The organism is Bacillus sp. AK25, from assembly GCF_048270685.1.
In the GTDB taxonomy this organism is placed as follows: Bacteria; Bacillota; Bacilli; order Bacillales; family Bacillaceae; genus Bacillus; species Bacillus altitudinis.
Window position 1 is genome coordinate 1,309,842 of the sequence record NZ_JBLUWC010000001.1, and the last position, 25,545, is coordinate 1,335,386.

32 protein-coding genes are annotated in these 25,545 nt (G+C 39.2%); 23 read left to right on the forward strand and 9 right to left on the reverse strand.

All coding sequences use genetic code 11. The features are described 5' to 3' along the window. A complete protein-coding gene (locus ACNO7B_RS06755) occupies positions 1 to 153 on the reverse strand; it encodes a hypothetical protein (protein WP_008348040.1) in 153 nt (50 codons plus the stop codon). A gap of 300 nt (positions 154 to 453) precedes the next feature. Here ACNO7B_RS06755 and ACNO7B_RS06760 point away from each other — a divergent pair, with 300 nt between their 5' ends. The 3 genes from ACNO7B_RS06760 to ACNO7B_RS06770 all read left to right on the forward strand — a co-directional run bounded on the left by ACNO7B_RS06760 (position 454) and on the right by ACNO7B_RS06770 (position 3,410). Next, positions 454 to 993: an RDD family protein gene (locus ACNO7B_RS06760; RefSeq protein WP_417901333.1), complete on the forward strand. Its 540-nt coding sequence runs from the start codon at positions 454 to 456 to the stop codon at positions 991 to 993. A 124-nt stretch (positions 994 to 1,117) separates the two neighbouring features. Next, a complete protein-coding gene (locus tag ACNO7B_RS06765; RefSeq protein WP_148780169.1) occupies positions 1,118 to 2,428 on the forward strand; it encodes an MFS transporter in 1,311 nt (436 codons plus the stop codon). Between the two features lie 73 nt (positions 2,429 to 2,501). After that, positions 2,502 to 3,410, forward strand: coding sequence for a chemotaxis protein (locus ACNO7B_RS06770; RefSeq protein ID WP_417901334.1), 909 nt, complete (start codon positions 2,502 to 2,504; stop codon positions 3,408 to 3,410). Positions 3,411 to 3,444: 34 nt separating this feature from the next. Here the strand turns inward: ACNO7B_RS06770 and ACNO7B_RS06775 are convergent, their stop codons facing one another. Beyond that, positions 3,445 to 3,906: a YkyB family protein gene (locus ACNO7B_RS06775; RefSeq protein ID WP_417901335.1), complete on the reverse strand. Its 462-nt coding sequence runs from the start codon at positions 3,904 to 3,906 to the stop codon at positions 3,445 to 3,447. 219 nt (positions 3,907 to 4,125) lie between these two features. Continuing rightward, positions 4,126 to 5,022 carry an AraC family transcriptional regulator gene (locus ACNO7B_RS06780; protein WP_417901336.1) on the reverse strand — a complete coding sequence of 299 codons (897 nt, stop codon included), beginning with the start codon at positions 5,020 to 5,022 and terminating at the stop codon, positions 4,126 to 4,128. Between the two features lie 113 nt (positions 5,023 to 5,135). Between ACNO7B_RS06780 and ACNO7B_RS06785 the strand changes: the two genes are divergently transcribed. After that, positions 5,136 to 6,080, forward strand: coding sequence for a DMT family transporter (locus tag ACNO7B_RS06785; protein ID WP_191218877.1), 945 nt, complete (start codon positions 5,136 to 5,138; stop codon positions 6,078 to 6,080). Between the two features lie 156 nt (positions 6,081 to 6,236). Here ACNO7B_RS06785 and ACNO7B_RS06790 read toward each other — a convergent pair whose 3' ends face one another. Continuing rightward, the gene (locus ACNO7B_RS06790) at positions 6,237 to 6,452 is read right to left on the reverse strand and encodes a hypothetical protein (RefSeq protein WP_008348016.1); all 216 of its coding nucleotides are present in this window, start codon (positions 6,450 to 6,452) and stop codon (positions 6,237 to 6,239) included. Between the two features lie 165 nt (positions 6,453 to 6,617). Here ACNO7B_RS06790 and ACNO7B_RS06795 point away from each other — a divergent pair, with 165 nt between their 5' ends. After that, a complete protein-coding gene (locus ACNO7B_RS06795; protein ID WP_164071261.1) occupies positions 6,618 to 6,794 on the forward strand; it encodes a hypothetical protein in 177 nt (58 codons plus the stop codon). A gap of 227 nt (positions 6,795 to 7,021) precedes the next feature. Here ACNO7B_RS06795 and ACNO7B_RS06800 read toward each other — a convergent pair whose 3' ends face one another. The 3 genes from ACNO7B_RS06800 to ACNO7B_RS06810 form a co-directional block, all read right to left on the reverse strand. Beyond that, positions 7,022 to 8,299 carry an MFS transporter gene (locus ACNO7B_RS06800; protein WP_008348012.1) on the reverse strand — a complete coding sequence of 426 codons (1,278 nt, stop codon included), beginning with the start codon at positions 8,297 to 8,299 and terminating at the stop codon, positions 7,022 to 7,024. A 73-nt stretch (positions 8,300 to 8,372) separates the two neighbouring features. Then, complete coding sequence (locus ACNO7B_RS06805) at positions 8,373 to 8,870, reverse strand: L,D-transpeptidase family protein (RefSeq protein ID WP_008348009.1); 498 nt, start codon at positions 8,868 to 8,870, stop codon at positions 8,373 to 8,375. A gap of 156 nt (positions 8,871 to 9,026) precedes the next feature. Then, positions 9,027 to 9,884, reverse strand: a complete 858-nt coding sequence (locus tag ACNO7B_RS06810; protein WP_417901337.1) for a metallophosphoesterase — start codon at positions 9,882 to 9,884, stop codon at positions 9,027 to 9,029. 139 nt (positions 9,885 to 10,023) lie between these two features. Between ACNO7B_RS06810 and fadH the strand changes: the two genes are divergently transcribed. The 15 genes from fadH (at position 10,024) to ACNO7B_RS06885 (ending at position 21,086) form a co-directional block, all read left to right on the forward strand. After that, the gene (gene fadH / locus ACNO7B_RS06815; protein ID WP_417901338.1) at positions 10,024 to 10,788 is read left to right on the forward strand and encodes a 2,4-dienoyl-CoA reductase; all 765 of its coding nucleotides are present in this window, start codon (positions 10,024 to 10,026) and stop codon (positions 10,786 to 10,788) included. A gap of 64 nt (positions 10,789 to 10,852) precedes the next feature. Next, positions 10,853 to 12,073 carry an EAL-associated domain-containing protein gene (locus tag ACNO7B_RS06820; RefSeq protein ID WP_076822023.1) on the forward strand — a complete coding sequence of 407 codons (1,221 nt, stop codon included), beginning with the start codon at positions 10,853 to 10,855 and terminating at the stop codon, positions 12,071 to 12,073. A 260-nt stretch (positions 12,074 to 12,333) separates the two neighbouring features. Then, the gene (locus ACNO7B_RS06825; RefSeq protein ID WP_060832292.1) at positions 12,334 to 13,230 is read left to right on the forward strand and encodes a manganese catalase family protein; all 897 of its coding nucleotides are present in this window, start codon (positions 12,334 to 12,336) and stop codon (positions 13,228 to 13,230) included. A gap of 184 nt (positions 13,231 to 13,414) precedes the next feature. Further along, positions 13,415 to 13,657 carry a YkuJ family protein gene (locus tag ACNO7B_RS06830; RefSeq protein WP_003212254.1) on the forward strand — a complete coding sequence of 81 codons (243 nt, stop codon included), beginning with the start codon at positions 13,415 to 13,417 and terminating at the stop codon, positions 13,655 to 13,657. Positions 13,658 to 13,796: 139 nt separating this feature from the next. After that, complete coding sequence (locus ACNO7B_RS06835) at positions 13,797 to 14,312, forward strand: ribonuclease H-like YkuK family protein (protein WP_008348001.1); 516 nt, start codon at positions 13,797 to 13,799, stop codon at positions 14,310 to 14,312. Between the two features lie 149 nt (positions 14,313 to 14,461). Beyond that, positions 14,462 to 14,653 (forward strand): antirepressor AbbA, encoded by a 192-nt coding sequence (gene abbA, locus ACNO7B_RS06840; protein ID WP_008347999.1) that lies wholly within the window; start codon positions 14,462 to 14,464, stop codon positions 14,651 to 14,653. Positions 14,654 to 14,799: 146 nt separating this feature from the next. After that, positions 14,800 to 15,243, forward strand: coding sequence for a cyclic-di-AMP-binding protein CbpB (gene cbpB, locus ACNO7B_RS06845; RefSeq protein ID WP_007498671.1), 444 nt, complete (start codon positions 14,800 to 14,802; stop codon positions 15,241 to 15,243). 96 nt (positions 15,244 to 15,339) lie between these two features. Continuing rightward, positions 15,340 to 16,221, forward strand: coding sequence for a LysR family transcriptional regulator (locus tag ACNO7B_RS06850; RefSeq protein WP_007498669.1), 882 nt, complete (start codon positions 15,340 to 15,342; stop codon positions 16,219 to 16,221). Between the two features lie 103 nt (positions 16,222 to 16,324). After that, entirely contained in the window at positions 16,325 to 16,732 is a 408-nt protein-coding gene (locus ACNO7B_RS06855; protein WP_065460279.1) for a DUF4275 family protein, read from the forward strand. Between the two features lie 199 nt (positions 16,733 to 16,931). Continuing rightward, the gene (locus ACNO7B_RS06860) at positions 16,932 to 17,408 is read left to right on the forward strand and encodes a flavodoxin (RefSeq protein ID WP_017367153.1); all 477 of its coding nucleotides are present in this window, start codon (positions 16,932 to 16,934) and stop codon (positions 17,406 to 17,408) included. Beyond that, the gene (locus ACNO7B_RS06865) at positions 17,398 to 18,291 is read left to right on the forward strand and encodes a hypothetical protein (protein ID WP_047946368.1); all 894 of its coding nucleotides are present in this window, start codon (positions 17,398 to 17,400) and stop codon (positions 18,289 to 18,291) included. Before ACNO7B_RS06860 ends, ACNO7B_RS06865 begins: the two co-directional genes overlap by 11 nt. Positions 18,292 to 18,340: 49 nt before the next feature. After that, the gene (locus ACNO7B_RS06870; RefSeq protein ID WP_051057902.1) at positions 18,341 to 18,766 is read left to right on the forward strand and encodes a flavodoxin; all 426 of its coding nucleotides are present in this window, start codon (positions 18,341 to 18,343) and stop codon (positions 18,764 to 18,766) included. 109 nt (positions 18,767 to 18,875) lie between these two features. After that, positions 18,876 to 19,586 carry a 2,3,4,5-tetrahydropyridine-2,6-dicarboxylate N-acetyltransferase gene (gene dapD / locus ACNO7B_RS06875; protein WP_008347987.1) on the forward strand — a complete coding sequence of 237 codons (711 nt, stop codon included), beginning with the start codon at positions 18,876 to 18,878 and terminating at the stop codon, positions 19,584 to 19,586. Positions 19,587 to 19,614: 28 nt separating this feature from the next. Continuing rightward, the gene (locus tag ACNO7B_RS06880; protein WP_417901339.1) at positions 19,615 to 20,793 is read left to right on the forward strand and encodes an N-acetyldiaminopimelate deacetylase; all 1,179 of its coding nucleotides are present in this window, start codon (positions 19,615 to 19,617) and stop codon (positions 20,791 to 20,793) included. A 50-nt stretch (positions 20,794 to 20,843) separates the two neighbouring features. Beyond that, complete coding sequence (locus ACNO7B_RS06885) at positions 20,844 to 21,086, forward strand: YkuS family protein (RefSeq protein WP_003211408.1); 243 nt, start codon at positions 20,844 to 20,846, stop codon at positions 21,084 to 21,086. Positions 21,087 to 21,112: 26 nt separating this feature from the next. Here ACNO7B_RS06885 and ACNO7B_RS06890 read toward each other — a convergent pair whose 3' ends face one another. Next, entirely contained in the window at positions 21,113 to 21,922 is an 810-nt protein-coding gene (locus ACNO7B_RS06890; protein ID WP_417901340.1) for a mechanosensitive ion channel family protein, read from the reverse strand. A 271-nt stretch (positions 21,923 to 22,193) separates the two neighbouring features. Here ACNO7B_RS06890 and ahpA point away from each other — a divergent pair, with 271 nt between their 5' ends. The 3 genes from ahpA (at position 22,194) to ACNO7B_RS06905 (ending at position 24,533) form a co-directional block, all read left to right on the forward strand. After that, the gene (gene ahpA / locus ACNO7B_RS06895; protein ID WP_007498654.1) at positions 22,194 to 22,736 is read left to right on the forward strand and encodes a biofilm-specific peroxidase AhpA; all 543 of its coding nucleotides are present in this window, start codon (positions 22,194 to 22,196) and stop codon (positions 22,734 to 22,736) included. A gap of 275 nt (positions 22,737 to 23,011) precedes the next feature. Continuing rightward, positions 23,012 to 23,470 carry a TlpA disulfide reductase family protein gene (locus tag ACNO7B_RS06900; RefSeq protein WP_008345174.1) on the forward strand — a complete coding sequence of 153 codons (459 nt, stop codon included), beginning with the start codon at positions 23,012 to 23,014 and terminating at the stop codon, positions 23,468 to 23,470. 481 nt (positions 23,471 to 23,951) lie between these two features. After that, a complete protein-coding gene (locus ACNO7B_RS06905; RefSeq protein ID WP_142154920.1) occupies positions 23,952 to 24,533 on the forward strand; it encodes a hypothetical protein in 582 nt (193 codons plus the stop codon). Positions 24,534 to 24,595: 62 nt separating this feature from the next. On the opposite strand, the gene ACNO7B_RS06910 is transcribed toward ACNO7B_RS06905, so the two are convergent. Then, positions 24,596 to 25,513: a sigmaE regulated sporulation protein gene (locus ACNO7B_RS06910; RefSeq protein ID WP_417901341.1), complete on the reverse strand. Its 918-nt coding sequence runs from the start codon at positions 25,511 to 25,513 to the stop codon at positions 24,596 to 24,598. Between the last annotated feature and the right edge of the window lie 32 nt (positions 25,514 to 25,545).

Here is a 25,545-nt window from a genome sequence, read left to right on the forward strand (position 1 = left end):
TCAATATCCATAAGCAGTATCGTAATCTTCATACCAAGAGATATAAGCAGTATCTTCATTAGATAAACCATGTTTCATATCTAAAAAATCAGCTTCGCAAATATCTTCAATCACAGTCATTTCGTTGTTCTTTAATAGTACGACAGTTCCCATCATGAACACCTTTCTTTAAAAAATCCTTGACTATTGTACCATGTGAAACGTGATTGTCAACAGAAGAATCGAAATGAGACGAAAATATCACAAAATGTTAAAAAATCAGGCGTTGAAAGAACTAGATGCGCCATAATTTTCGTGAATTTTCAGTATTTATTCACATAAATCATCATTGAAAAATGATCTAAAATTCATGTAAAAATGTAAAGCTCCATTGATCTTGCGATATTCATAAGATATAATAACGAATGATTATAAGAAATTTATAGAAAACATACATAATAAAGGAGAAATAGGATGGAAACAAACATGTCAGAAGCACCTATTCAAGAAGAAAAACATCCTGAACTAGCTGGTGTAGGTTATCGTTTTCTTGCTCATCTTTTAGACGGTGTCATTATTAGTGTACCATTTTCAATCATTGTATTTATTCTCGCAACACTCTTTTTTGTCTCAAGCCCTGAGGCGGCATTTTTAATGTATGATGATAGCTATTACTATTCTTCAACGGTGATCACGGATGAAGAATGGGCAGTGATAATGGGCTTTCTCTTTTTCTATGGCGTAACGATTTTAGTCGGTATCGCGGTGACTTGGCTGTATTATGCGATCATGGAATCATCAAAGCTGCAAGGAACTCTTGGCAAAATGGCTCTTGGCATCAAAGTGACAAAAGTAACGGGTGAAAAAATAACATTTGGGCGCGCGACAGGCCGCTTTTTTGCAAAAGGCTTTTTGTCCCCAATCTTATTCATTGGCTACATCATAGCGTTTTTCACAGAAAAAAAACAAGCACTTCACGATTTGATTGCAAGTACCATTGTCGTAAAGAAATAATGAAAAGAAGCACCTCTGCTAAATAGTACGGGGTGCTTTTTGTATAGATTGCTTGTATGGAAGAGGGAAACGTCACATAAAGTAGAATGATAGTGAAAATAAAGCAGAGAAGGGAGTCAATCTATTGAAAAGAGGGAAAATGACCGTTCAGAAAAAAGGGGCAAGCTTCGGGCTCTTTTTCACCGCACCTGTTTTGGCCTGGGCATTGTATGATTTTGCAAATACGATATTTTCATCGAATATGATCACCATTTTCTTCCCATTTTACTTGCAGGAGACGATAGGCGACAGTGCGAGGATGGATCAAATCGCTAGTACATTTATTTCTTATGCGAACGCACTTGCAAGCTTTTTCCTCGTCATTTTTACGCCTTTATATGGTGTGCTGATTGATCGTACAGGGAAAAAGAAGCGGTATATCACGGTGTTTACCCTGATTTGTATTGCCTGTACCTTTATGATGGGGATCTTTGCTGGGATTGATTTCTCAAGCGAATGGTTTGGTCTTCCTGTCTCCTTATTGGTGGTGGTTACCTTGTTCGTCATCGCCAAATTTTTCTATCACTCTAGTCTTGTTTTTTATGACACCATTTTGCCCGATCTTGGGACAAAGGATGAAATCCCCCTCATTTCTGGATTCGGTATTGCTGTCGGCTATTTAGGTACACTTGTCGGCCTTTCTGTTTATTTACTTGTAGGAAATGACCAGTTTCATGAAGCATTCATTCCGACAGCCCTTTTATTCTTTCTCTTTTTTCTGCCCTTTCTCTTTATTATAAAAGATCCTCAACCTCTCCCGCAGCAAGAGAAAAAGGCGTCTTTTTTCAGCGGGTATAAAGAGATTATTCGTACATTTAAAGAGATGAAGCAGTACAAACCGGCCTTTATTTTTATGATCGCTTTCTTTTTTATGAATGATGCGTTGCAGACAGCGATTGCGATGATGGCTGTTTATGCAAAAATTATCATTGGTTTTACGGCAGGTCAATTTATTTTGCTGTATCTTGTGTCCACGATTTCAAGTATCATTGGCTCGTTTCTATTCGGATATGTCACAAAGGCCATCGGGGCAAAGCGCTCAATTACAGTCGTGTATGTCATTTTAATTGTGGCGCTCATTCTAGCTGTGACAGCGACAACTGAATGGGTCTTCTGGGTAGCAGGCAGTCTATTCGGCATTTCACTTGGCGCAAGCTGGGGATCATCACGAATCCTCATTATTGAGCTGACGCCTAAAGAAAAACGAGGGCAATTTTTTGGTCTCTTTGCGTTTTCGGGAAAGGTGTCTTCAATCGTCGGTCCCATTATTTATGGCTCCGTCACACTTCTATTTGCATCACATGGGAATCTCGCAAGCCGTCTTGCATTAGGGTCTTTGCTCATCCTTGCAGCCATAGGACTTGTGATTCATCAATTCGTACGAGAGAAAGCGTAAAGAAACGTCAACTTTTTACCCATGCTGCCGATATAAAAAGTACAATCTTATATTGAAGAATAGAGGGATTTCCGTGGCTTTAAACAAACAAGAAATTTTACTTGACTCTGGTACTAACGAATTGGAAATTGTGAAGTTTGAAATTGGTTCAAATCAATTCGGCATTAACGTCATGAAAGTAAGAGAAATTATTCAGCCAGTTGAGGTGACAGTTGTACCGCACTCTCACCAAGATGTAGAAGGGATGATTAGTTTACGAGGCGAGATTTTACCAGTCATCAATCTATTTTCCTTTTTTAATGTCGAGTCAGATCAGTCAGAACAAGAGAAATACATTGTGACTGAATTCAACCAACGGAAATTTGTGTTCCATACAGGAACGGTATCACAAATTCACCGCGTCAGCTGGGAAGAGATTGAAAAACCAACTGCACTCAATCAAGGAATGGACCGTCATTTAACAGGGATCATCAAGCTTGACGAGAAAATGATTTTCCTTCCAGATTACGAAAAAATCATCTATGATATTGAATCCGCATCTGGTGTAGACACATATCATATGTTTGACGGTGAGAAAGATGAGAGAAGAACAGGGAAGAAGCTGTATGTTGTTGAAGATTCTCCCCTTCTCATGCACTTATTAACAAATGAATTAACCGAGGCAGGATATAAAAACATTGTGACCTTTGAAGATGGGAAACAAGCATATGACCATGTCATGGATCTTGTCAGTAAAGGCATCAGTGTGACAGAAGAAATTGATATGATTATTACAGATATAGAAATGCCCAAAATGGATGGACATCGATTAACAAAGCTGCTGAAGGACAATCCTTTAACACAGTCCATTCCAATTCTCATTTTCTCTTCATTAATTACGGACGATCTGCGTCATAAAGGGGAAACCATCGGTGCAGATGATCAAATTAGTAAACCAGAAATTCATCAGTTGATTGAAAAAGTAGATCATTTTATTATCTAAAGAAAAAACCACTCGCTTTGAGTGGTTTTTCTGTTTAAAAATAACTTTCCCCGAGCCGTTTGAAGACGGGTTTTGTATAATGTGATTTTTGTTTTGTGGCGGCAGGTTTTTCTTTTAAACCGACATACGTTTGAAGTATTTGTTTCGCTCGATTTAATGACATATTCGCTTTTGGATTGCGATATGATTGATTTAAATTTCCTAAGTGTGGCAAAAATTCGAAGTCTTCTTTAGTTGGTGGCAGATGAAAATAATAATCTCCAATTTCAATCAGCACGTCGGACTGTTGTTGACTATATTTGGGATTGTTAGAGAAATGTAGGCCCACTTTTCTTCCTTTACCTTCATGCAATAGTTTTTGCAGCGCACGTTTTTTCAAAAGATAAAGAAACTTGGGATTTGGTGCGGTTTTAGCATGGCGGTTAACAGTATAAATGGCTTTTGCGATGTTTTCTGCTGTAGGTTCTATGTCTTTAGTATGAGCATAATCGTCCATTTTTTCTCTCCTTTGTCTTTCGTCTTCCTGTGCTTAGTATAAATTATACGTTTTTATTAGTAAATTGCAAATAGACTTATTGTAAAAAGCATTAGATTTTCATCAATCTTATTTACAATAGCCATTCATGATGATTCTGAAACGTGAAGAAGAACAATGAATGAATCCTTCTTAGCAAGAGCATCATCATTTATCCGGTATCCTTTCCAACTAGGCGTTTCAGTTGGATGTAAACGATGCCTTTGATTTTCTATATGATAAAGGTGTTGTATTTTTTATTCTTTTAAAAATACTAATAAAATAGCTAGTGCTGCTGAAGCCAACTTGGTAGGCGATTTCTGTTATGTTTAAGTCCGTCTTTTGAAGCAAAATGAGGCTTTGTTGAATTCGATATTCATTCACATAATGTATAGGAGATTTCTTTAAAATATCATTGAAATATCTACAGCATTCAGAGCGGCTTAATTGTCCTTCACGAGCGATATCTTGAAGAAGAACCTTTTCATGATAATGTTCATGAATCCAATTCAGCATATGTTTCATACGTTCATTTCTATCGTGCTTACGTGCATCATATGTCAGTTGAAAACGATTTTGTAAAAGGCATTTCCAAATCGTGATGAGCTGTATATTAAGTTCGAGTTCAAAATATGCCGGAGTTTGTTCGATTAATCGTTGAATGATTTGTATACATTGATAGATTTGGTTTGGCCATCCGTCTTTTCGGTTGAATAAAATAAAAGCTGTTTGACTCGCATGCATATATGGATGAACGAACGTGGTGAATAACTCATTGGCTGTGATGAAGTGAGGTGAAACGTTTAAACAAATATAAGTACATGTCGTCCCATTTGCATCCTTTGCCATGTGTAAGCAGCCACTGTTGATGAATACACCATCTCCTTGCTGAATGTTCAATATCTTCTCGTTAATGTGAAACTCAGCCTCTCCCTCCAAAATAAAGACGAATTGAAATTCGTCGTGCCAATGAAGAGGGATATATCCGCTCATATGATCACGAATCTTTGTATGATATAGAGCAATAGGCCATGTGGTGGTTGAATGCTCCGTTAATTCTTTCAGATTGTTGTCAATAAGAAAATGATGATTGTGCATGGTTCTCCTCAATATTCTTTTATTTTTATGTTCAATTGATATATCAATATGTAAAAAATTGAACTACTATCAACTATATTATCATGATTTTTTTAGAATTGAGGAGAATAAAAATGAAGAGGAGAAAGGGAATTTTTCTTGTACTGATAGGAGCTATCTGTTGGGGAGTAGGAGGAACCGTTTCACAAAAATTGTTTCAGCAATATGGAATTGACGTCAATTGGCTGGTCACTGTCAGGCTACTCATTTCAGGCGGGTTACTTTTATTTGTTCATTACATGACGAAAGAACGCACGCAATTGATTGGCGTGTTGAAAATGAAGAGTACGGCCATTCAAGTGCTGATATTTGGACTAATGGGCATGTTAGCTGTTCAATATACTTATATGGTGTCCATTCATCATGGGAATGCTGCGGTGGCTACATTGCTACAGTATACAGCACCTGTCATGATTATCGTGTATCTAGTATTTCGCCGGCAATCCACTTTTACAAAAAGAGATATGTTGACGGTCGTATTGGCTTTGGTTGGCATGTTTCTCTTATTGACGAATGGTTCCGTTTCCACATTAACTGTTCCAGCTGTCGCGGTATTTTGGGGAATACTATCAGCCGTGGCATTGTCCTTTTATACGTTATATCCAATCAAGCTGTTAAAACAATTCGATTCACTTGTTGTTGTTGGCTGGGCGATGCTTATAGGGGGAGCTGCCCTTAGCTTGATCCATCCTCCATGGAAGGTGAATCTGTCTCAATTACCTTTTGAAGCGTATATTTATTTATTATTTGTCATTGTATTTGGAACGATGGTCGCTTTTTGGTTTTACATCGAAAGTTTGAAGTATTTATCTCCGAAAGACTCAAGCTTAATTGGAAGTGTCGAACCCCTTGCAGCAGTGATAACCACTGTTTTCTGGTTAAAAGAGCCATTTGGTCTTTTCCAGTGGATAGGGACAGCGTGTATTGTATACATGATATTATTCATGGCATTATACCAGCCTAAAATAAGAGGGGAAAAGAAGAAATTGGGTTCATTGATAGATGATAAGGTAAATTAAATATGTGAAATGTATATAAAGTGAACTATTAAACATAGATAACTACCTATTTTAAAATAAATGGGTAGTTAATGACTTATATGAGAACGGGATTGCCGGATAAAATCTACCATATGCAAGACAATCATGGTCGAACATATGGCTTAAGATCATGGACTATTTCGTATGGCTAGAATAAGCACAGTAAAAACAGCCGTTAAAATCAGTTTCACTCGTCATTTTTTTGGCTTCATCCATGGCGCTTTCACTGTTCATGTGTAGACCAATCAATGTACGACTTGCTGCATCACCTAAAAATGCGCAGTCTTCTGTATGTACAACGTATTGTCCTTGATCATTTTTTGTATGAATAAAATAATAGCTTTTTAGCATGCCCCTCACCTCCAACCTGACTATATTACTATAAAACTTCCAATATTGTAAAGAATTTTTATTAAAAATGTTGCATTTATACACATTCCTTTTATTTCATAAAAAGGAAAATTGGTTGTAAGATAAGAAGAGCAAAGTCAATGAGAACAGAAAGGACGGTTTAGATTGAAAGATATTTTAACGCCTTTATTGGTCGCTTTTGTGGTTGGAGGCATTGTGTACATGGTAGATGATCGGCCGATTCATCCTTTTCTTCTTTTTATCATCTTATTTATCAGCATTTATACAGTCGATAGAATCGTTCATTTTGCTTCAAATCATTTCGATGAGCAGAAAAAATAATAGTCGTTTATCTTGATACTTCCATGAAAAAAGGACTTTCTATAGAAGAAAGTCCTCAGCGTGTAGACAAACCCTCGCATTCTTTGTCAGTCCTGTGTGCTGGTGCTCACGAATGACAAATTCGCTCCGCGCCAGTACTCGTCCTTCCTAGACTTCAAAGGTTTTCTATCACGCTGAAAAGAAGAAAAAGGGCTAAAATAAACATTATTTTAGCCTTTTTTCTTCATCTATTGTACTCCCTGACCTTTTAATTCACGCTGTACATCTAAGTCAGCAGCTTCTCTGCTGAACTTTGGCAGTGTAATGAAGTAAAAAAGGAAGACGAGTAAAATAATAATACCCATTCCGTAATAAATGTAAGAAACATTGGTGATGAGCTTTGGAAATAACACGGCAATTAAACCTAGCGTCATTGATTGTGCAAACATGGTGAGCGGATCAACCCACCCTGATACGCGTCCCATCAGACGAGGGTGAACAATTCTTGGGAGCCAGCCTCCAATGACAATGTTGACTGGACCAATACATGTACCAATGACAAATGATGTGACATAAAATAACCATAATGTATGGGTAGAACCAAGGACAAAAATTAAAATACCTGCAACTAGAATTGGAATCGACATGAGATATTGCATCTTGACCTTTTTCGCAAGAATAGAGCCAAGTAAGCTTCCAACTAGAAGTCCGGCACCGATCGCGATCGTAAAAAAGGATGTATGCAGTTCAAAATGGTCCGGTGAAAGACCGTATTTCATTGTAAACATCGGAAGAACGGCAAATGCGCCATTCACAAGACCAAAAACAAAAAAGCCAAAAATTAAAGAGGCCAATAATTTATTTTTTAAAATATAGAGAATGCCTTCTTTAAAATCTTTTAGAGACGTTTTAACGGTCATGCCTTTCCAGCCTGCTTGTCCATTAGGCTGTCGTGCTTCAATTGGAATATTGCATGATCGAATGAGAATACCGGAAATAATAAAACTGACCAAATCAATGGTAATGGCACCGTGAAGTCCAATCGTTTTATACATAATGGCACCAATTCCAACACCAAATACCATAAACAAACTAAACAGCATCTGATTTAAACCAGCAGCTTTTGCATATTGATCTTTATTTAAAATGGCCTGAACGAGAGAGGCTTCAGCTGGATAGAAGAATTTCGTAATGGCACTTCGTATAAACAAGATCAAGAAAATAAGCGGCAGTGAATTAAAATAAATGACGATAAATAAAACGATCGTCAGCCCAGCTCGTATCCAATCACAATTCTCTGCGACTTTTTTACGATCAAAACGGTCTGCGACCACACCGACCATAAAAAAGACAAAGATCGTAGGCAGTGAATACATTAGCTCTGCTAAAGTGGCGTAAGCGGGCTGATGACTAAAATGGTCGAGCAAATAAAAGGCAAACGCCATATTGCCTACTGTTGTCCCCATTTGCGAGGCAAGTGCTGCAAAAAAGAGACGAACAAAATTTCTGTTTTTAAAAATATCCATAAATACGCTCCTTAACCTGAAGATCCCACTTTCTATCATATAAAATTTTAACCATTCGTACAATTGATTTCTCCTACTGGCTAATGGTCACAGGTGTTCCATTTGGAACAATTGAAGCAAGTTCGATGACATTCTGATTGTACATGCGAATGCACCCTCTAGACACAGCTTTACCAATTGAAGATGGGTTATTCGTTCCATGGATGCCGTAATGAACTTTTGAAAGGCTCAGCCAATAGGCGCCAAAGGGACCTCCTGGGTTTGGCTGTCTGTTGACAATATAATAAGAACCTGTTGGTGTCATGTTTAATATTCTGCCGGTTGCAATCGGGTATGAGCGCAAGAGCTGTGATCCAGAAAACAGCACGAGACGTTTCGCTGAAATTGACACAGATATGCGGTAAGGGATCGTGTTAGGATCCGGTAACCCAGGGATGATGATGACTTCATTTTGTTCTGGTTCGCGGGCTTGAAGTGACGGATTTGCAGCCTTTAAAGCATCTGTCGTTGTTCGAAAATCAAGTGCTATAGAAGCAAGTGTTTCTCCACTTTTTACCGTGTATCGCAGCACGAAAGCACACTCCTTTTACTCAAATAAAAGAAGCCATGATCCCCGCCTCACATATACTATATGGACGGGATCAGGCCCAGTAAGGTTTCTCCTAACATTTGTCATGAGAATGATCTTTGTTTATACATATGCAGGAAAAGGTGATTTGGCTTCTCTTTACACGTGAGATGTTAAGGTGAAAAAAGTGATTTCAGGTTTGGCTAAAAACCGAAGCGGCAGTCTAGTTGTCCCAAGCCCGCGGTTGACATAGATACGGTGCTGATAGCTACCGTATAAGCCTGCGACATATGTACGCCCAAAAGGTGCTGTGAGAATCGGTCCATAGAAAGGAAGCTGTATTTGACCACCATGCGTATGCCCAGAAAGCTGCAAGTTAATAGGTGTTGTTTCAAGCTCTAGTGCGGCATCAGGCTCATGCACAAGCAATAACGTAAAGAGATCAGAAGAGACTTCTCGTTTGATGAAATGGTAATCAGGCATACTCATCATGAGGTCATCCAGTGTAGCGATCTGTATGCGTCTGCCTTCTTTTTCTAAGTGAAACACTTCATTTTTACATAATGTAAAACCGCAAGCTTTCATCGTTTCCTCATATAGATCGATGCCAAATGGTCCGTAGTCATGATTTCCGCATATGGCAAACTTTCCAAACGGAGCATCAAGCTTAGACAAAGAGGCTTTGGCTTTTTCATGTTCTTCAATCGATGATTCAAAATCAACAAGATCACCTGTAAACACAATGAGATCGGGAGATGCAGCGTTGATCTTTTGGACAACAATCTCTAAATCTTTTGCCGAAAATGTATCACTTAAATGAACATCACTAAATTGCGCAATTTTAAATTGGTCAAACGAAGCCGGTAGCTGAGCATCATGAATGGTGAGTGATACGGTGTCGATCATGCGCGGTTCAATGTACCGAGCATAGCCATAACCGGATGTGGTCGCCAAAAGTCCGAGAATACTCGCACCAGCTGCTCCTTTTAAAAACTGCCTACGGGAAAGTTGCTTCATATAAGACTCCTTTAAAAATAAAATTAAGTATAGCATGATTTTTGATGAATCTCCCATATGGTGTATGGAGGGGAAATCATGATATGATAGACGAATAATGAATGAATAGTCATTCAAAATACACAAAGGGGGAGAACAAATGACGAAGCAAACAGTGATTGTCACAGGGGGATCAAGCGGAATGGGGAAGGCGATGGCGACTCATTTGGCACTCGGGGGCTGGAATGTTTTGATTACTGGAAGAACAGAAGAGACCCTTGAAACAACGGCAAATGAAATCAAAAAGAAAGGTGGTTCGATCGCTTATTTTCAAATGGACGTGCGAGATCCAGAAGATGCTGATCAAATGGTGAAGTTTGCGGTAGATACATTTGGTGATGTGGATGCACTTATTAATAACGCAGCAGGCAACTTTTTAGTTCCAGCAGAAAAACTGTCTCCTAACGGCTGGAAAGCGGTCATTGATATTGTGCTAAATGGCACCTTTTTTTGCAGCCATGCAGTGGGCAACTATTGGATTCGTCAAAAGAAAAGCGGAAGTATGATCAACATGGTCGCCACATATGCATGGGGGGCTGGTGTTGGTGTAGCGCATTCAGCAGCCGCAAAAGCAGGCGTACTATCACTTACTCGAACGCTTGCAGTCGAATGGGGAAAGCAATATCGCATTCGCGTAAATGCCATTGCGCCGGGGCCCATTGAAAGAACAGGTGGTGCAGATAAACTGTGGGAATCTGAAGAGGCTGCCCAAAGAACATTAGATAGTGTTCCGCTCGGTAGACTTGGCACACCAGAAGAAATTGCAGAACTTGCGAGTTTCTTATTATCTGAGCATGCATCTTATATGAATGGAGATTGTATCACGATGGATGGGGGGCAATGGCTCAACCAATCACCATTTTGAATGACCGTGTAAGACCTGCTTTTGATATGGTATAATCACACAAAGAGAGAAGCAGGTGATGAAAATGGTCGATCCATTGGATATTTTAACGAATATTGAAGATGTTTTCCCGCACTATCAAGCGATCTTCAGTGCGGAGGAACAAAAAGTGATAGGCTATGAGATTCTTGGAAGAATGAAGCTTGAGTCGGGAACAGTTAGTCTAGGCTCCTTCTTTACGGATTCATCTATTCCTGACGAATATAAATTGGAAGTAGATCACAAAGTATTAAGTCAAGCGCTTGATCTCTTCACAACCGCAGATGAAGATTTGCTCATCTTTATTAATCATGATGCGAACGTCCTCATGCTTGATCATGGCGAAAGTTTTTTAGAACTTTTAAAAGAATATGAAGCAAAGGGTATTCAGCTTAGCCGGTTTGTCATTGAAATTACTGAACATACATTTAGCGGCGACATTGAACAGCTTTACCATACGTTAACGTATTATCGTACATATGGGATCAAAATCGCCGTATCTAATATAGGAAAAGAAAGCAGCAATCTTGACCGGATTGCTCTGCTTTCACCTGATCTATTAAAAATAGATCTACAGGCTTTAAGAGCGTCGTCTCCATCTCCTTCCTATGAATATGTGTTATACAGCATTTCACTTCTTGCAAGAAAAATAGGAGCGGCTTTAATCTATGAAGATATTGAAGCGAATTTTCAGCTGCAATATGCATGGAGAAATGGCGGAAGATATTTTCAAGGTTTCTACCTTCACGAGCCTGCGGCACAATTAATTGACCGGAACAAACGAAAAGAACAGCTTAAAGAAGAATTTCAGCAATTCATTGCCCATGAGAAAAAGAAACTCCAAGCTGTCTATGAACATTCTGAAACCTTTTATAAGCGAATACATCAAGCCGTCAGTACGTTAAAAAAATCATGCAGCACAAATGATGAACTTATACAAAAACTGGCACATGAACTAACCGATTGCAGCTTTCGCATTTATATGTGTAATGAAGAAGGGTTTCAAATCACTGGGAATGTGTTTAAGAAAGAGAAAGAATGGCTGTTTCAGCCAGAGTATATAGAGAAAAACTGGAGCTGGCGCCCTTATTTTCTAGCGAATATTCTTCAAATGAGAATTAGCGGAAAAGGATTTTTCAGCGATATCTACAGTGATTTAGAAACTGGAGAACGAATACGTACGTTTTCTTATCCGTTAGAGGGAGACGTGTATTTGTTTGTAGATCTTCCGTATGCTTATCTATATGAGCAGGAAGGATTAATTTAAAAGCAGCCGACATGGCTGTTTTTTTATTAGAAAAAAGATAGAAAAAATGGTTGACAATGAAACTGATAATCATTATCATTTAGTTATAGAGAGAAGCTACTCTCTGTTCCCCAACCCCTCTATCAGATCAAGATCCAAAAAACTTGGCGCTACCCCCGCCAAGTTTTTTTTGTGCGCCAATCATTCCCTTCATGCATAGGACATCCCAATTCATCCATACACCTTAAATGATGATAGTTAGACAGTAGGAGGGAAAAGTCATGATCAAACGTGACAAACGGCTGCTGATTGATTTACCAATGCCAGATCACCCAGATGCAAATGGTGCAGCGGCTGTGCAAGAATTACTCGGCGGAAAATTTGGTGAAATGTCCACATTAAACAACTACATGTTTCAATCGTTTAACTTTAGAGGGAAACGAAAGCTCAAACCATTTTATGATCTTGTATCAAGTATTACAGCTGAAGAATTCGGTCATGTAGAGCTTGTGACAACTGCAGTCAATCTCATGATTACGGGAACCACCCATGGGGGCGATCCAGATACGACCCCGTTGAAAGCGGCTGTTGATAAACGAAATACGCAGCATTTTATCCAAACGGCACAAACAGGCTATCCGTTTGACTCCATGGCAAAGCCGTGGACAGGTGAGAATGTGTTCTCAAGTGGTAATCTGATTCTGGATCTTCTTCATAACTTCTTCCTAGAGTGCGGAGCTCGTACGCATAAAATGCGCGTATATGAAATGACGGATCACCCTACGGCAAGAGAAATGATCGGTTATTTACTTGTCAGAGGCGGCGTACATGTTGTGGCGTATGCAAAAGCCCTTGAGGTAGCGACAGGAGTAGATGTTGGGAAGATGCTGCCGATTCCAAATCTCGACAATAAATACTTTGATTCTGCAAGAAAGTTTGAAGATCAAAATGTTCATACAAAGCTGTATACATTTAGTGACACGGATTATAAGGATATCAATCAAATTTGGAAAGGAAACCATCCGATTGATGGAAAGCCGCTGACAGTTATTGAGGGTACGCCAAAAGGTGCACCCGTGCCAGATTATAGAGATTTGCCGGAAGAGTTTGCTCCAGGTATTTCAAAAGAAGATTTTGACGAAATTGCGAAACGCCTGATGAGATCGGCCGGTTTATAAAAAACAAGATGCATGAGATAAGAAAAAAGACTCAAAATAAAAAAACAGATTCTTTTTCTTTTTTTGAATTCAAGAGGAAAAATATCATCTGAGAACACTTTATGGTATGATGCTTTGTAGGACTTGTGTATAATCAATACGGGTTCATCTTGAGTTGTTTTTTTGAAAGGAGTCTTTTTTTAGAATGTCACAATTAATGGGTATCATTACAAGGCTGCAAAGTCTTCAAGAGACAGCAGAAGCTGCAAACGAGCCGGCACAGCGTTATTTCGAAGTGAACGGTGAGAAAATCTGTAGTGTTAAGTATTTCGAAAAGAATCAAACGTTTGAATTGACTGTTTTTCAACAAGGGGATAAGCCAAACACTTTCCCATTTGACAACATTGATATGATTTCGATTGAGATTTTTGAGCTTCTACAATCCTAAGCTGAATCGTATGAAATGTTTTTTCTAAGAATTCCTTCGTTGATTGCGGAAGCATACACTTCATAGGTGATAAGCAAATGGAAGATGATCATTCAGTGCAATATTCGGATAAGAGACCATTGAAAAGGAGTTCCTTTCTGTGAGTGATTCTTTTTTCTTTAATCTTTCTGAAGAGCATTTAGCGTTTTCTGATGTTGTCATGAGAATGAAAGACTTTATTCAAAAAGACCCGAGATCTGTTTATGTACTATCAATTGGTACGGACTCTCAGGTCAATCAGAATGTCACAACATTTATGACTGCAATTCATCTTCACCGGATCGGCAAAGGAGCTTGGGGCTGTCTCACGCAGCAAGTGTTGAATCGGCCTGTACAAAGTCTTAGAGAAAAAATTTCATTAGAGACAGCGTTTAGCCAAAAGGTATGTGCAGACATCCTTGAGGGACCTTTAACAGAACTGATGGATTTGCTTCTTCCGTTTGCTGAGGAAGGGGCAGACCTTCGTTTTGAAGTCCATCTAGATATTGGCAAAAAAGGAAGTACAAAAGAGCTGATCCAGGAAATGACCGGAATGATCACAGCCATGGGAATTGAAGCAAAAATAAAACCCGACTCATACGCAGCATTTTGCTACGCCAATCGATACACAAAATAAATTCCGTCATTTTTCTCCAAACGTTGTCGAAACGTGCGGTTGACGATTCGATTCTAGTTCCTTATTCTAGCTGTATAGAGAGGAAGCAGACATTCAAACGCCTGCTAATCAATATAAAAGCATATATGAAACAGGGGGCCTGATGTTGAATGAGCGTCATCGAAAATCGTTTTAATGAAGAAGAGAAAAAGCTATTATTAAACGTATTACTGAATCAGGAATATGCTGTCGAATTACTAAGCAGTGAGATCAATGATATAGAATGTGGAACAAAAAATGTCGACGACAATACGTATAAGAAATTGATCACATTGTATGACAGAGTAAGGTTTGAGAATTAATATCGATTGAACATTCTATTAGATACTCTACGCTGAGTATCTTTTTTATGCAGAAAAAAATCTTTCGACAAAATTCGTTTTAGTTTATGCTTAATGTTAAAGGGGAATGTATGATTGATGATTGAGAGAAAAGGGGTCGAAGAAACATGATAGAGATAGAACCGGCTCAATTACTTGAGTCAACAGTAGCTGAGCATATGATTGATGCAGATAAAGTGGCACACGTTCAAATTGGAAATAATCTTGAGCACGCCCTATTGGTCCTGACAAAAACAGGATATACAGCCATACCTGTTCTGGATGCTTCTTATCACCTTCATGGGTTAATTGGAACAAATATGATCATGGATAAAATCTTTGGCTTAGAACGAATTGAATTTGAAAAGCTCGACCAATTGAAAGTAGAAGAGGTCATGCTATCAGATATTCCAAGACTGAAAACGACGGATCCTGTTTTAAAAGGCGTTCACGCTGTGACGAATAATGGATTTGTTTGTGTGGAAAATGAAGAGCAAGTATTCGAAGGGATTTTCACTCGGCGTGTTGTATTAAAGCGCTTAAATGAAGTCATTCATTCCGCAAAAAAATGAGCTGCAGCCCAGCTTATTTTTTTTGCCTTCATAAGCTATTATTTATATAATGACTATATAAAATAAGAAAAACTTATCGAGAGAAGGAGGGCGCCCATGCAGCTTCAAGAGTTACATATGCTTGTTGTACTTAGTGAGGAATTGAATATGAGAAAGGCTTCAGAGCGGCTCTTTGTCTCTCAGCCTGCCTTATCTCAAAGGCTGCAAACGATTGAAAAAGAGTGGGGAACCAAAATCTTTTTTCGTTCACAAAAAGGCTTGACAGTCACTTCAGCTGGCGAACAGATTATTCAATTCGCCAAAGAGGTCACGACTGAGCAGGATCGAGTGCGAGAGAGAATTGACGAGCTTGAAGGAGACATTCACGGTACACTCAAGCTTGCAGTTGCGTCCATTATTGGTCAGCACTGGCTGCCAAAGGTGTTGAAGCGGTATGTCGAGAAATACCCAAATGCCAAAGTATCTCTTGTGACAGGCTGGAGCAGTGAGATGCTTAAAAGTCTGTATGAAGACCATGTCCACATCGGCATCATTCGCGGGAATCCTGATTGGAAGGGCACAAAGGAATACTTAATGACCGATCATTTATATTTAGTCGATTCTGTCATCAAGGACGTGGATGAGTTAATTGAGACAGAACGCCCGTTTATTCAATTTAAAAGTGATAGCACCTATTATCAAGAAATTCAGCACTGGTGGCATCAAAAGTTTAAAGTGTCGCCAAAACAGACGATTCTTGTGGACCAGATTGAGACATGTAAACAAATGGCCTATCACGGTATCGGCTACGCCATTTTGCCTTCGGTCACCCTATATGATCATGAGAAAAGCGTACACAAAACCCCGCTCGTAGACGCAAATGGAGAGCAAATCGGACGTGACACGTGGCTGTTAGGATATGAAGCCTCTTTTCAGTTAAAACAAGTTCAAGCATTTGTTGGTGTGGTGAAAGAAATGCTTGAAAGTGAGGCAGTGTAAGTACTTCTGGAAGAGGAGGTGCTTTTTTAGGATAAGTAGTTTGATTAGGTTTCTAATAGATTTACTTGTTTCATACTGAAAAAGAAGAAAGCTGGAAGAAATGATGAGAAATCAACGAAAAAAGAAGATGGATATACCGAAATGGGGAACTTATTTACGCGAGAGATGGCGTGGACGTTTTGCAAGTCATCTTTCTTTAGAAGAACAAAAAGAGATTGGGATGGATGGTTTCCTATGGCACTTATGTAGCTGGGGAAAAGTTGAATGCCTTGAAAAAGAGGCAGCGATAAACGCCTTTCATCAGCAATCAAAGCATACATGTACGATTTTTTATCAATTTACTCAAGAAGCGTATCTGTTTGAAAACGCCGCTGACCTGTCAGTGAAGGAATTGCCATATACAGACGGACACATGGACTATAGCGATCTGTATGTCATGGATTGGGAAGAAAATTGGACATTTGTGATGACGCACGAAACCGATTGCGGTCCATATTTTATTCAGAAATAAAAAAAGAGTACATCACAAAGAGATAGAGTGATGATCAATTAAAGCCGCCTTCCAATTGGAATGAGCGGTTTTTTGATGTACGTCATGTGTATTTTGAACAGCACCTTTTCATAAAACATTTGACAATGAAAATCATTATCATTTAAAGTGTACATATAATAATTGAAAATGATTATCATTTAGATGAGGTGACCAATAGATGAAAGCACTAATTGCATTTGCGAGTATGTCTGGCAATACGGAAGATATGGCAGCGATCTTAAAACAAACGCTTGAAGGAAAAGGGATAGAGACAGAGATGATGGAATTTGACGACACAAGTGCAGAAGATCTTTCTTCATACGATTATGTCATGATCGGCTCTTACACATGGGGTGACGGTGATTTACCTTATGAAGCTGAAGATTTTTATGAAGAGGTCTCATCCCTTGAACTTTCTCACATCAAAGCGGCGGTATTTGGATCAGGCGATTACAGTTATCCGAAGTTTTGCGAGGCTGTTCATACCTTTCATGACATGCTGAAATCGACAGGTGCATCCGTATTTCCTGAAACATTGAAAATGGAACTTGCGCCAGATACAGATGAAGATGTGGCGTGCTGTGAGGAGTTTGCAACGAGCTTTTTAACGTGGGCATCATTGTCTGAGAAAAGAGTTGAAAATCATGTTTCATAAAGGTGCGACAGCTGTTGCTGCGTCTAAAAGTGGCGGCTACTTTGTTGCTGTCAAACGAGAAGGTATTTTTCATTACAGTGTGGAGGGCGGATGGCAGCAGCTTTTTAAGCTTAAGCATAAAATCCACGCTATCAGTTATATTGGTCCGTATTTGTTCGGTGTTGGTGAAAATGGAACTGTCATACGATCAGGAGATGAGGGCCACACGTGGGCGCTATCATCTTTTCCGACAAATGCAGTTGTTTGGTCTATTACAGGACGCAAAGATGGGTTTGTATGCGCACATGGAAAGCATAGTATTTATGTGTCAACCGATTTCGGAATTTCCTGGGAAATTATGAAGCCATTTGCTCATGTAAATCAGCCCCCTGTGATTCGCTCATTATGTGTAGCCGGTGATTATCTTTATATTGGAACACAGATTCATGAGGTGCACGGAGGAATATGGGTGTATGACTTCCAAAGTGAACAGGTTTTTCTCCTAAACAGAGAAGAGCACCGAATGACTGCTTCTATGCTGCTTTGCGGGGAACACCTCCTTGTCTGTGCGTTGGGCTCTAAAAAAGGGAAAAGAGGATCTGTTCAAATTTTAGACTTACATACAAATATGCTGCATGATATTCAATCACAAGCTTTTGCGCGAGAGGAATCATTTTTGGATGTGTCAGAGGATAACGGCATTGTGTATGTGACCACCTCACAGGACGAGCATGGATTTTCTAAAGTGTATCAGCTTGATATAGAGCAAAAAGAGCTCAAATGGTTTGATACGATCAAAGGGCATGGTTTTCGTGTCGCCAATCAAAAGGAGAATTTTTTCTGTGCGGGTTTATATGAAAGTAAGTTTGTCAGGCCTTATGAGGAACCTGCACTGATTCATTAATAAGGAGGAAGAAAAAGTGACGAAAAAAGTTTTATTGGTGTATGCCACAATGTCAGGAAATACAGAAGCAATGGCTGATTTAATCGAAAAAGGATTAAAGGAAGCTGGGGCTAGCGTGGATCGGCATGAAGCGATGGATATTGATGCTGAACTCCTTCATGATTACTCGCACATTCTGTTAGGTGCATATACTTGGGGAGATGGTGATCTTCCAGATGATTTTATTGATCTATATGAGGAAATGGAAGAGCTTGATTTGACGGGTAAAGCATTTGCTGTATTCGGTTCTGGAGATACATCTTATGAACATTTTTGCGGAGCTGTGGATTTAATTGAAGAAAAAGTGAAGGAGCTGGGCGGTGATATCGTCCTGCCATCCATCAAAATTGAGCTGAATCCAGAAGGAAACGAGGAAGAGGAATTGATTTCTTTTGGTAAACAATTTGTTCATCTTCACCAGCAAGAAGCGGGATAAAGAGGCCCGCTTGTTTTATTTGCCAAGGCGCAGACGATTCTTTCACTTGTCATTAAAACTCTCCTTTGGTACAGTAATGAAGTATAAATTAAGAGGAGGACATACATACATGAAACAAATGGACGCTAATGAAATTATTTCATTTATTCAAAATAGTACAAAATCAACACCTGTGAAAGTCTATATTAAAGGGGACTTAGAAGGTATTGAATTTGGTGAACATGCAAAAACATTTATCACAGGTAACACTGGTGTTGTCTTCGGTGAGTGGAGCGAAATTCAAGAAGCTCTAGCATCAAACAAAGACAAAATTGAAGATGTTGTCGTGGAAAATGACCGTCGTAACTCTGCGATTCCTATGTTGGATTTGAAAAACATCAAAGCACGTATTGAGCCAGGTGCAATCATTCGTGATCAAGTGGAAATTGGCGATAATGCAGTCATCATGATGGGTGCATCTATTAATATCGGTTCAGTCATCGGTGAAGGTACGATGATTGATATGAACGTTGTTCTTGGCGGCCGTGCGACAGTAGGTAAGAACTGTCATATCGGTGCGGGATCTGTTCTTGCAGGTGTTATTGAGCCGCCTTCTGCTAAGCCAGTTGTAGTAGAAGATGATGTTGTCATTGGTGCAAACGCTGTTGTTTTAGAAGGTGTGACGATTGGGAAAGGTGCAGTTGTAGCAGCTGGAGCGATCGTTGTGAACGATGTCGAGCCTTACACGGTTGTAGCAGGTACACCTGCAAAGAAAATCAAAGACATTGATGAAAAAACAAAAGGTAAAACTGAAATCAAACAAGAACTGCGTCAGCTTTAATTGACACAATTCGCAGCTGAAGACGTGGATGATATATCCACGTCTTATTCGTATAGAGGAAAGGAAGCGAGTTCACTTGTTAAATCGTGAGCAATTAATATCCATTCGAAGAGATTTGCACCAAATTCCTGAGCTTGGTTTTAAGGAATTTAAAACACAAGCTTACCTCATCAAGCATCTCGAATCGTACCCAACAGATCGAATCGAGATGGAAACATGGCGGACTGGACTTTTTGTGAAAGTAAAAGGGACAAATCCTACGCGCGTCTTTGCGTATCGTGCAGATATGGACGGATTATCTATCCCTGAAGAAACGGGCTATCCATTTCAATCGGTACATGAAGGCCACATGCATGCATGTGGACATGATCTTCATATGACCATTGCTCTTGGTATCATTGATCATTTCGTGCATCAGCCAATCAAAGAAGATCTGCTATTTATTTTCCAACCGGCAGAAGAAGGGCCAGGCGGAGCTGAACCAATGCTTACAAGTGATGTTCTAAAAAAGTGGACGCCAGACTTTATTACAGCGCTGCATATTGCACCTGAATATCCAGTCGGCACGATTGCAACAAAGCCGGGCCTATTATTTGCTAATACGAGTGAGCTTGTGATCGATCTTGAAGGAAAAGGCGGGCATGCCGCATACCCTCATTTAGCAAATGATATGGTGGTGGCTGCAAGTGCACTAGTAGGGCAGCTGCAATCGGTGATTTCACGAAATGTGGACCCTCTTGATAGTGCCGTCATTACAGTTGGCACGATTACAGGTGGCACTGCTCAAAATATCATTGCGCAGCACGCAAAGCTGGATGGAACCATTCGTACGCTCTCGCCAGAGTCTATGGAAAAGGTGAGAAAACGAATTGAAGTACTTGCAAAGGGAATTGAAATTGGCTACGAATGCAAGGCGACAGTTCGATACCCTTCATCTTATTACGAAGTGGACAATTCAAAGGATTTGACAGAGGAATTTATGTCATATGTAGCCGAAGAAGGTCTTGCAAATGTCATTGAATGCAGAGAAGCGATGACAGGAGAAGATTTCGGCTACATGCTGAAAAAATATCCTGGGTTCATGTTTTGGCTAGGGGTAGATTCAGAATATGGTCTGCACCATGCAAAACTCACGCCTGACGAAAATGCGATTGAAACAGCTGTGAACGTCATGACGGCTTATTTTAAAAAGCAAGCAGGTGAATGAATAATCAAATGGTCTCCTGTACACCTTATGAACAGGAGGTGTTCTTGATTATGACAAGAATTGGTGTAGAACCATCTTTATCCGATGTAGAAGAGCTTTTGAAGCAAAAAGGGTATGATGTCGTACGTATTCAAAATGAACAGCAAATGGATCAGTGTGACTGCTATGTGGTCACAGGACTAGATTCAAATGTTCTTGGCATTTCAGACACAACGACAAAGGCATCTGTCATTACAGCGTCAGGTATGACGGCTGACGAAATTTGTCAAGAAGTAGAACAGCGTGTTCAATAAAACTAACAAAAAAAAGAACCAGGATACTATGATCCGGGTTCTTTTTGCTCTTTGGCTAGATCGAGTGCTTGTTTCATTTTTTTGCGTAGAATTCGTTCGACACGCCACTGCTCCATCGTTTCAGTTTTTGCAATGATACGAATGACGAGGGATGAGGAGCCAAATGATTCCACTCCAACAACTTGAGGACCTTCGATGATTTGCGGCATGCTCTCACGAACTTCATCACAGGCTGCTTGCAAAGTGGTGATCATCTGATCCACATTTTCATCTGGGGATAATTCGATATCAACGAGTGCCTGCATCGTCCCTCGTGAATGATTGCTTACATTCAGTATACTTCGGTTCGGAATGAAATGAAGAGTGCCATCAAAGCTTCGAAGCTGTGTTGTTCTCAGTCCAATTTGTTCAACGATCCCATCGAAACCAGCAACCGTTATATACTCGCCGACATCAAATTGTTTTTCGAGCAGTATGAAGAAGCCTGTCACAATATCACTCACTAATCCCTGAGCGCCAAATCCAATGGCAAGTCCTACAACACCTGCACCAGCCAGCAAGGCGGTTGGGTTATAGTGAAATAAGTCGAGGATCATCACAACTAGAATAAAAATCAGCAAGTAGGCGAAAATATTTAAGGTAAGACTTTGCAGCGTTTGAGCTCGTGATAAAGAGACATCGTGCTTCTCAGAGAATGCTGAATAGGCACGCTTAATCATCTTATTTCCAATCGCTCTGATGATAAAATAAATCACAAAAATAGCAATGAGTTTTAGAAAAATCATACTGATATTCATGATGATGGAAACCCAATCTACTTGTTCAAGTGCTTTCATGATCTTCAAAACCTTTCTATGTATGTGCGAAATGAGGAGCTAATCATTTGTTCCCTTATGCAAGTCATGTTAAACTTTTAATAGTTGGAGCGAGAGATTGTGACAAATCGTTAATTAAATTTATTATTAATTAATATTGACTAAAAATCGCTTAAGTATTATAATTATATTTGTGAAGTTATTAACTAAATGAGAATTTAACCTATTGATTCTCATTTTATATACAGCTAAGAAGTCTGTATAAAGATATTATTTTTGGAGGGATTTACATATGGCAGAGCGTTTTGTAGGAAAACAAGCTCCACGTTTTGAAATGGAAGCAGTACTTGCTAATAAGGAATTTGGTAAAGTGAGTTTAGAGGAAAACATCAAGAATGACAAATGGACAGTTCTTTTCTTCTATCCAATGGATTTCACTTTTGTTTGTCCAACTGAAATTACAGCAATGAGCGATCGTTATGATGAGTTTGAAGATTTAGATGCAGAAATCATTGGTGTATCTACTGATACAATCCATACGCATCTTGCTTGGATCAACACAGATCGTAAAGACAATGGTCTTGGAGAATTAAAATATCCACTAGCTGCTGATACAAACCACACAGTATCTAGAGAATACGGTGTTTTAATTGAAGAAGAAGGAATTGCACTTCGTGGTCTATTCATCATTAACCCAGAAGGCGAACTTCAATATCAAACAGTATTCCACAACAATATCGGTCGTGATGTAGATGAGACACTACGTGTTCTTCAAGCGTTACAAACTGGTGGACTTTGCCCAGCGAACTGGAAGCCTGGTCAAAAAACACTTTAATTGATAGTTGAAGAAACAGTCTAACTGATGTTAGACCTTCAGATTGTTGACAAAGGGCTAAAATGTTGTTTATTTTAGCCCTTTGTCTTCTTTTCAGCGTGATAGAAAACTTTTGTAGTCTAGGAAGGACGAGTACTGGCGCGAAGCGAATTTGACATTCGTGAGCACCAGCACGCAGGACTGACAAAGAATGCGAGGGTTTGTCTACATGCTGGGGTCTAACTGATGTTAGACCTTTTTGTTTCGAGACATACAATGGATGGAGGCGCTTCAAAATGAAATTACGTCAACCAATGCCAGAACTAACTGGTGCAAAAGAATGGTTAAATGGAGAAGTAACAAGAGAAGAATTAATTGGTGATAAACCAACATTGATCCACTTCTGGTCAGTTAGCTGTCACCTTTGTAAAGAGGCGATGCCGCAAGTGAACCAATTCCGTGATGAATACAAGGATCAACTAAACGTGATCGCAGTTCATATGCCACGTTCAGAGGATGACCTAGATCTAGAAAAAATCAAAGAGGTTGCAAATGAGCATGAAATTACACAGCCAATCTTTGTAGACAGCGACCATAAATTAACAGAGGCATTTGAGAACGAATATGTACCAGCTTACTATGTATTCGATAAAACAGGTGCTTTACGCCACTTCCAAGCTGGCGGAAGCGGTATGAAAATGCTTGAAAAACGTGTCAATCGAGTTCTTTCTGAGTCTGAAAAGGCTGCAGAATAGGCTTCCCCCCCATGAATGGGGGTTTTTTCATGGGGAAAAATAGGAGACATATTGCACTGGATGAATTTGATTGTAGGTGGAATGCCTAAGAAAAGAGAAAATGAGGGATTTCATTAAAAAAATTTCCTGAAATAAAAAGGTATTATGACCTATTTACATTTTTATTTTGAAATGAAAATGTAAAGATTTTAACTTTTTACTATTCAGAACGTTTTTGCACAAAAGAAATTTCAGTTTGGTAAATAACTATATAAATCAAGTAGTATAAGCGTTTATGCAAAATTTTTACAATATTTTAAAGGTGGTCAAAAGCCTATAGTGGCAATGAAATGGGTGCCGATTTTTCTTCTTTGGCAAAATTTTAGTTGGAAATACCTATCTGATAGCAAACTGTAAAATGATAAAAAAATAGTTGATAAAATTAGTTTTCTAATCTAATATTTACTATAGAATATTTTTTATATGATGAGGGGGAAATCCATTGTTTAATGAGAGGGAAGCGTTACGTTTACGATTGGAACAATTAAATGAAGCAGAAGTAAAGGTCATCCGTGAATATCAAATTGAACGAGATGCGATTTACGCAAAACTAAGAGAATTAGACCGTCAAGGTACAGGTCTCGTCACAGATACAAAAAAAGAAGTACGTACAGAGAGAAAAACGGATTCATTGCCTGTATTAGCTGAGCTGGCTGCACAAGAAATGAGAAGCTACCAGCAGCCTACGCAAACGCAGTCAAACGTTACATCATCTTTAGGAACAGGTCAGCTAAATGGTGCACCTGTAGGTATTCCTGAAGGATCTACAAGACGCAGAAGAGGCACAGCTAGACCTGGATCAAAGGCAGCTAAGCTTCGTGAAGCTGCAATCAAAACATTAAAGCGTCATAATGCGGCGATTAAAAGCTCTGAACTTCAAAAAGAGATTGAAAAAGAGAGCGGTCTTGAAATTCCAAATATGACAACGTTTATGCAAAGCTTAATTAAAATGTACCCAGAAGTGAAGAAACCTTATCGCGGACAGTATATTTTAGAAGGCGACATTCAAACAGAAGACGAATAAATAAAAAAGAAACTGCTGGGCGCAAATGCCAGCAGTTTTTTCTTGCGTACGTGATGAACGGATCACTTTTTTTGATCAACTGTATAGACAATCTTTCGTTCTTTGGGCATGTTGTCGCGCTGTTTTTTAAATCCATCGATCTTCACTGTCATGACCTCTCCACTCCGCTGCACCGCATCAACTTTTGCCTGGAGCGTTTCTACTTGTTCGTTTAGTTTCTTCAAAATCGGTCCTATTTCTTCGGTTGTTTGCAAAATAGGGTCTTGTGAGAACGGCTCGGCATTTGTTTGGGGTGACTGGTCGATATCAGCAAAATGAGAAGCGATCCATTCCTCGCTTTCGGCTAACTGTTTTTGGTAGCTCGTGAGCGTTTCATAAAAAATGGCTTCTTTTGCTTTTTCGATTTGCAGTAATTTTTCTTGTGTTTCATAAAAACGCTCCTGTAGATGCCGGACGCCTTCTTGTAATAAATGAAGCTCTGCGTTTTTATCGCCTAGAGTTTGCTGCAGTTTTTCGATCACAGCGGATAAAGTATTTCCTTTTTTCTCCTCTTTTGCAAGCTGTTTATCTTGGTCTAGTAATCGCTCCTGTAGTTGCTGAGACATTTCCTTATATTTTACAACCTTCAAATGCAATCGGTGCTTTTCCTCTGTTTCTTTTCGTCTATGATAGGTTTCCTTTTGCAGCATTTCATGAAGAAGGACGATTTTATGTAATAATTCCGATTTGCTATAAGAGAGATCCTGTATTTTAGATGTTGCTTGGTCTTGGTCAATGGTCATTTCATCCAATTGTTGTTTTAATTGAGTGAAATCCTTTTTCATCTCATGATATTCTTGAGATAGCTTCTTGTTTTTAGCATAGGTATACGTGGACTGTAAATCTGAAATCATCTGTTGATATTTGGCCGTTTCAGCTTTTAAAAATAGATTTTCTTGAGACAGATCATGGAATAGGGGAGAAGCATGGCGCCGGTTCATAGGTAGACCCTCCTTATTCATGTTATCAATAA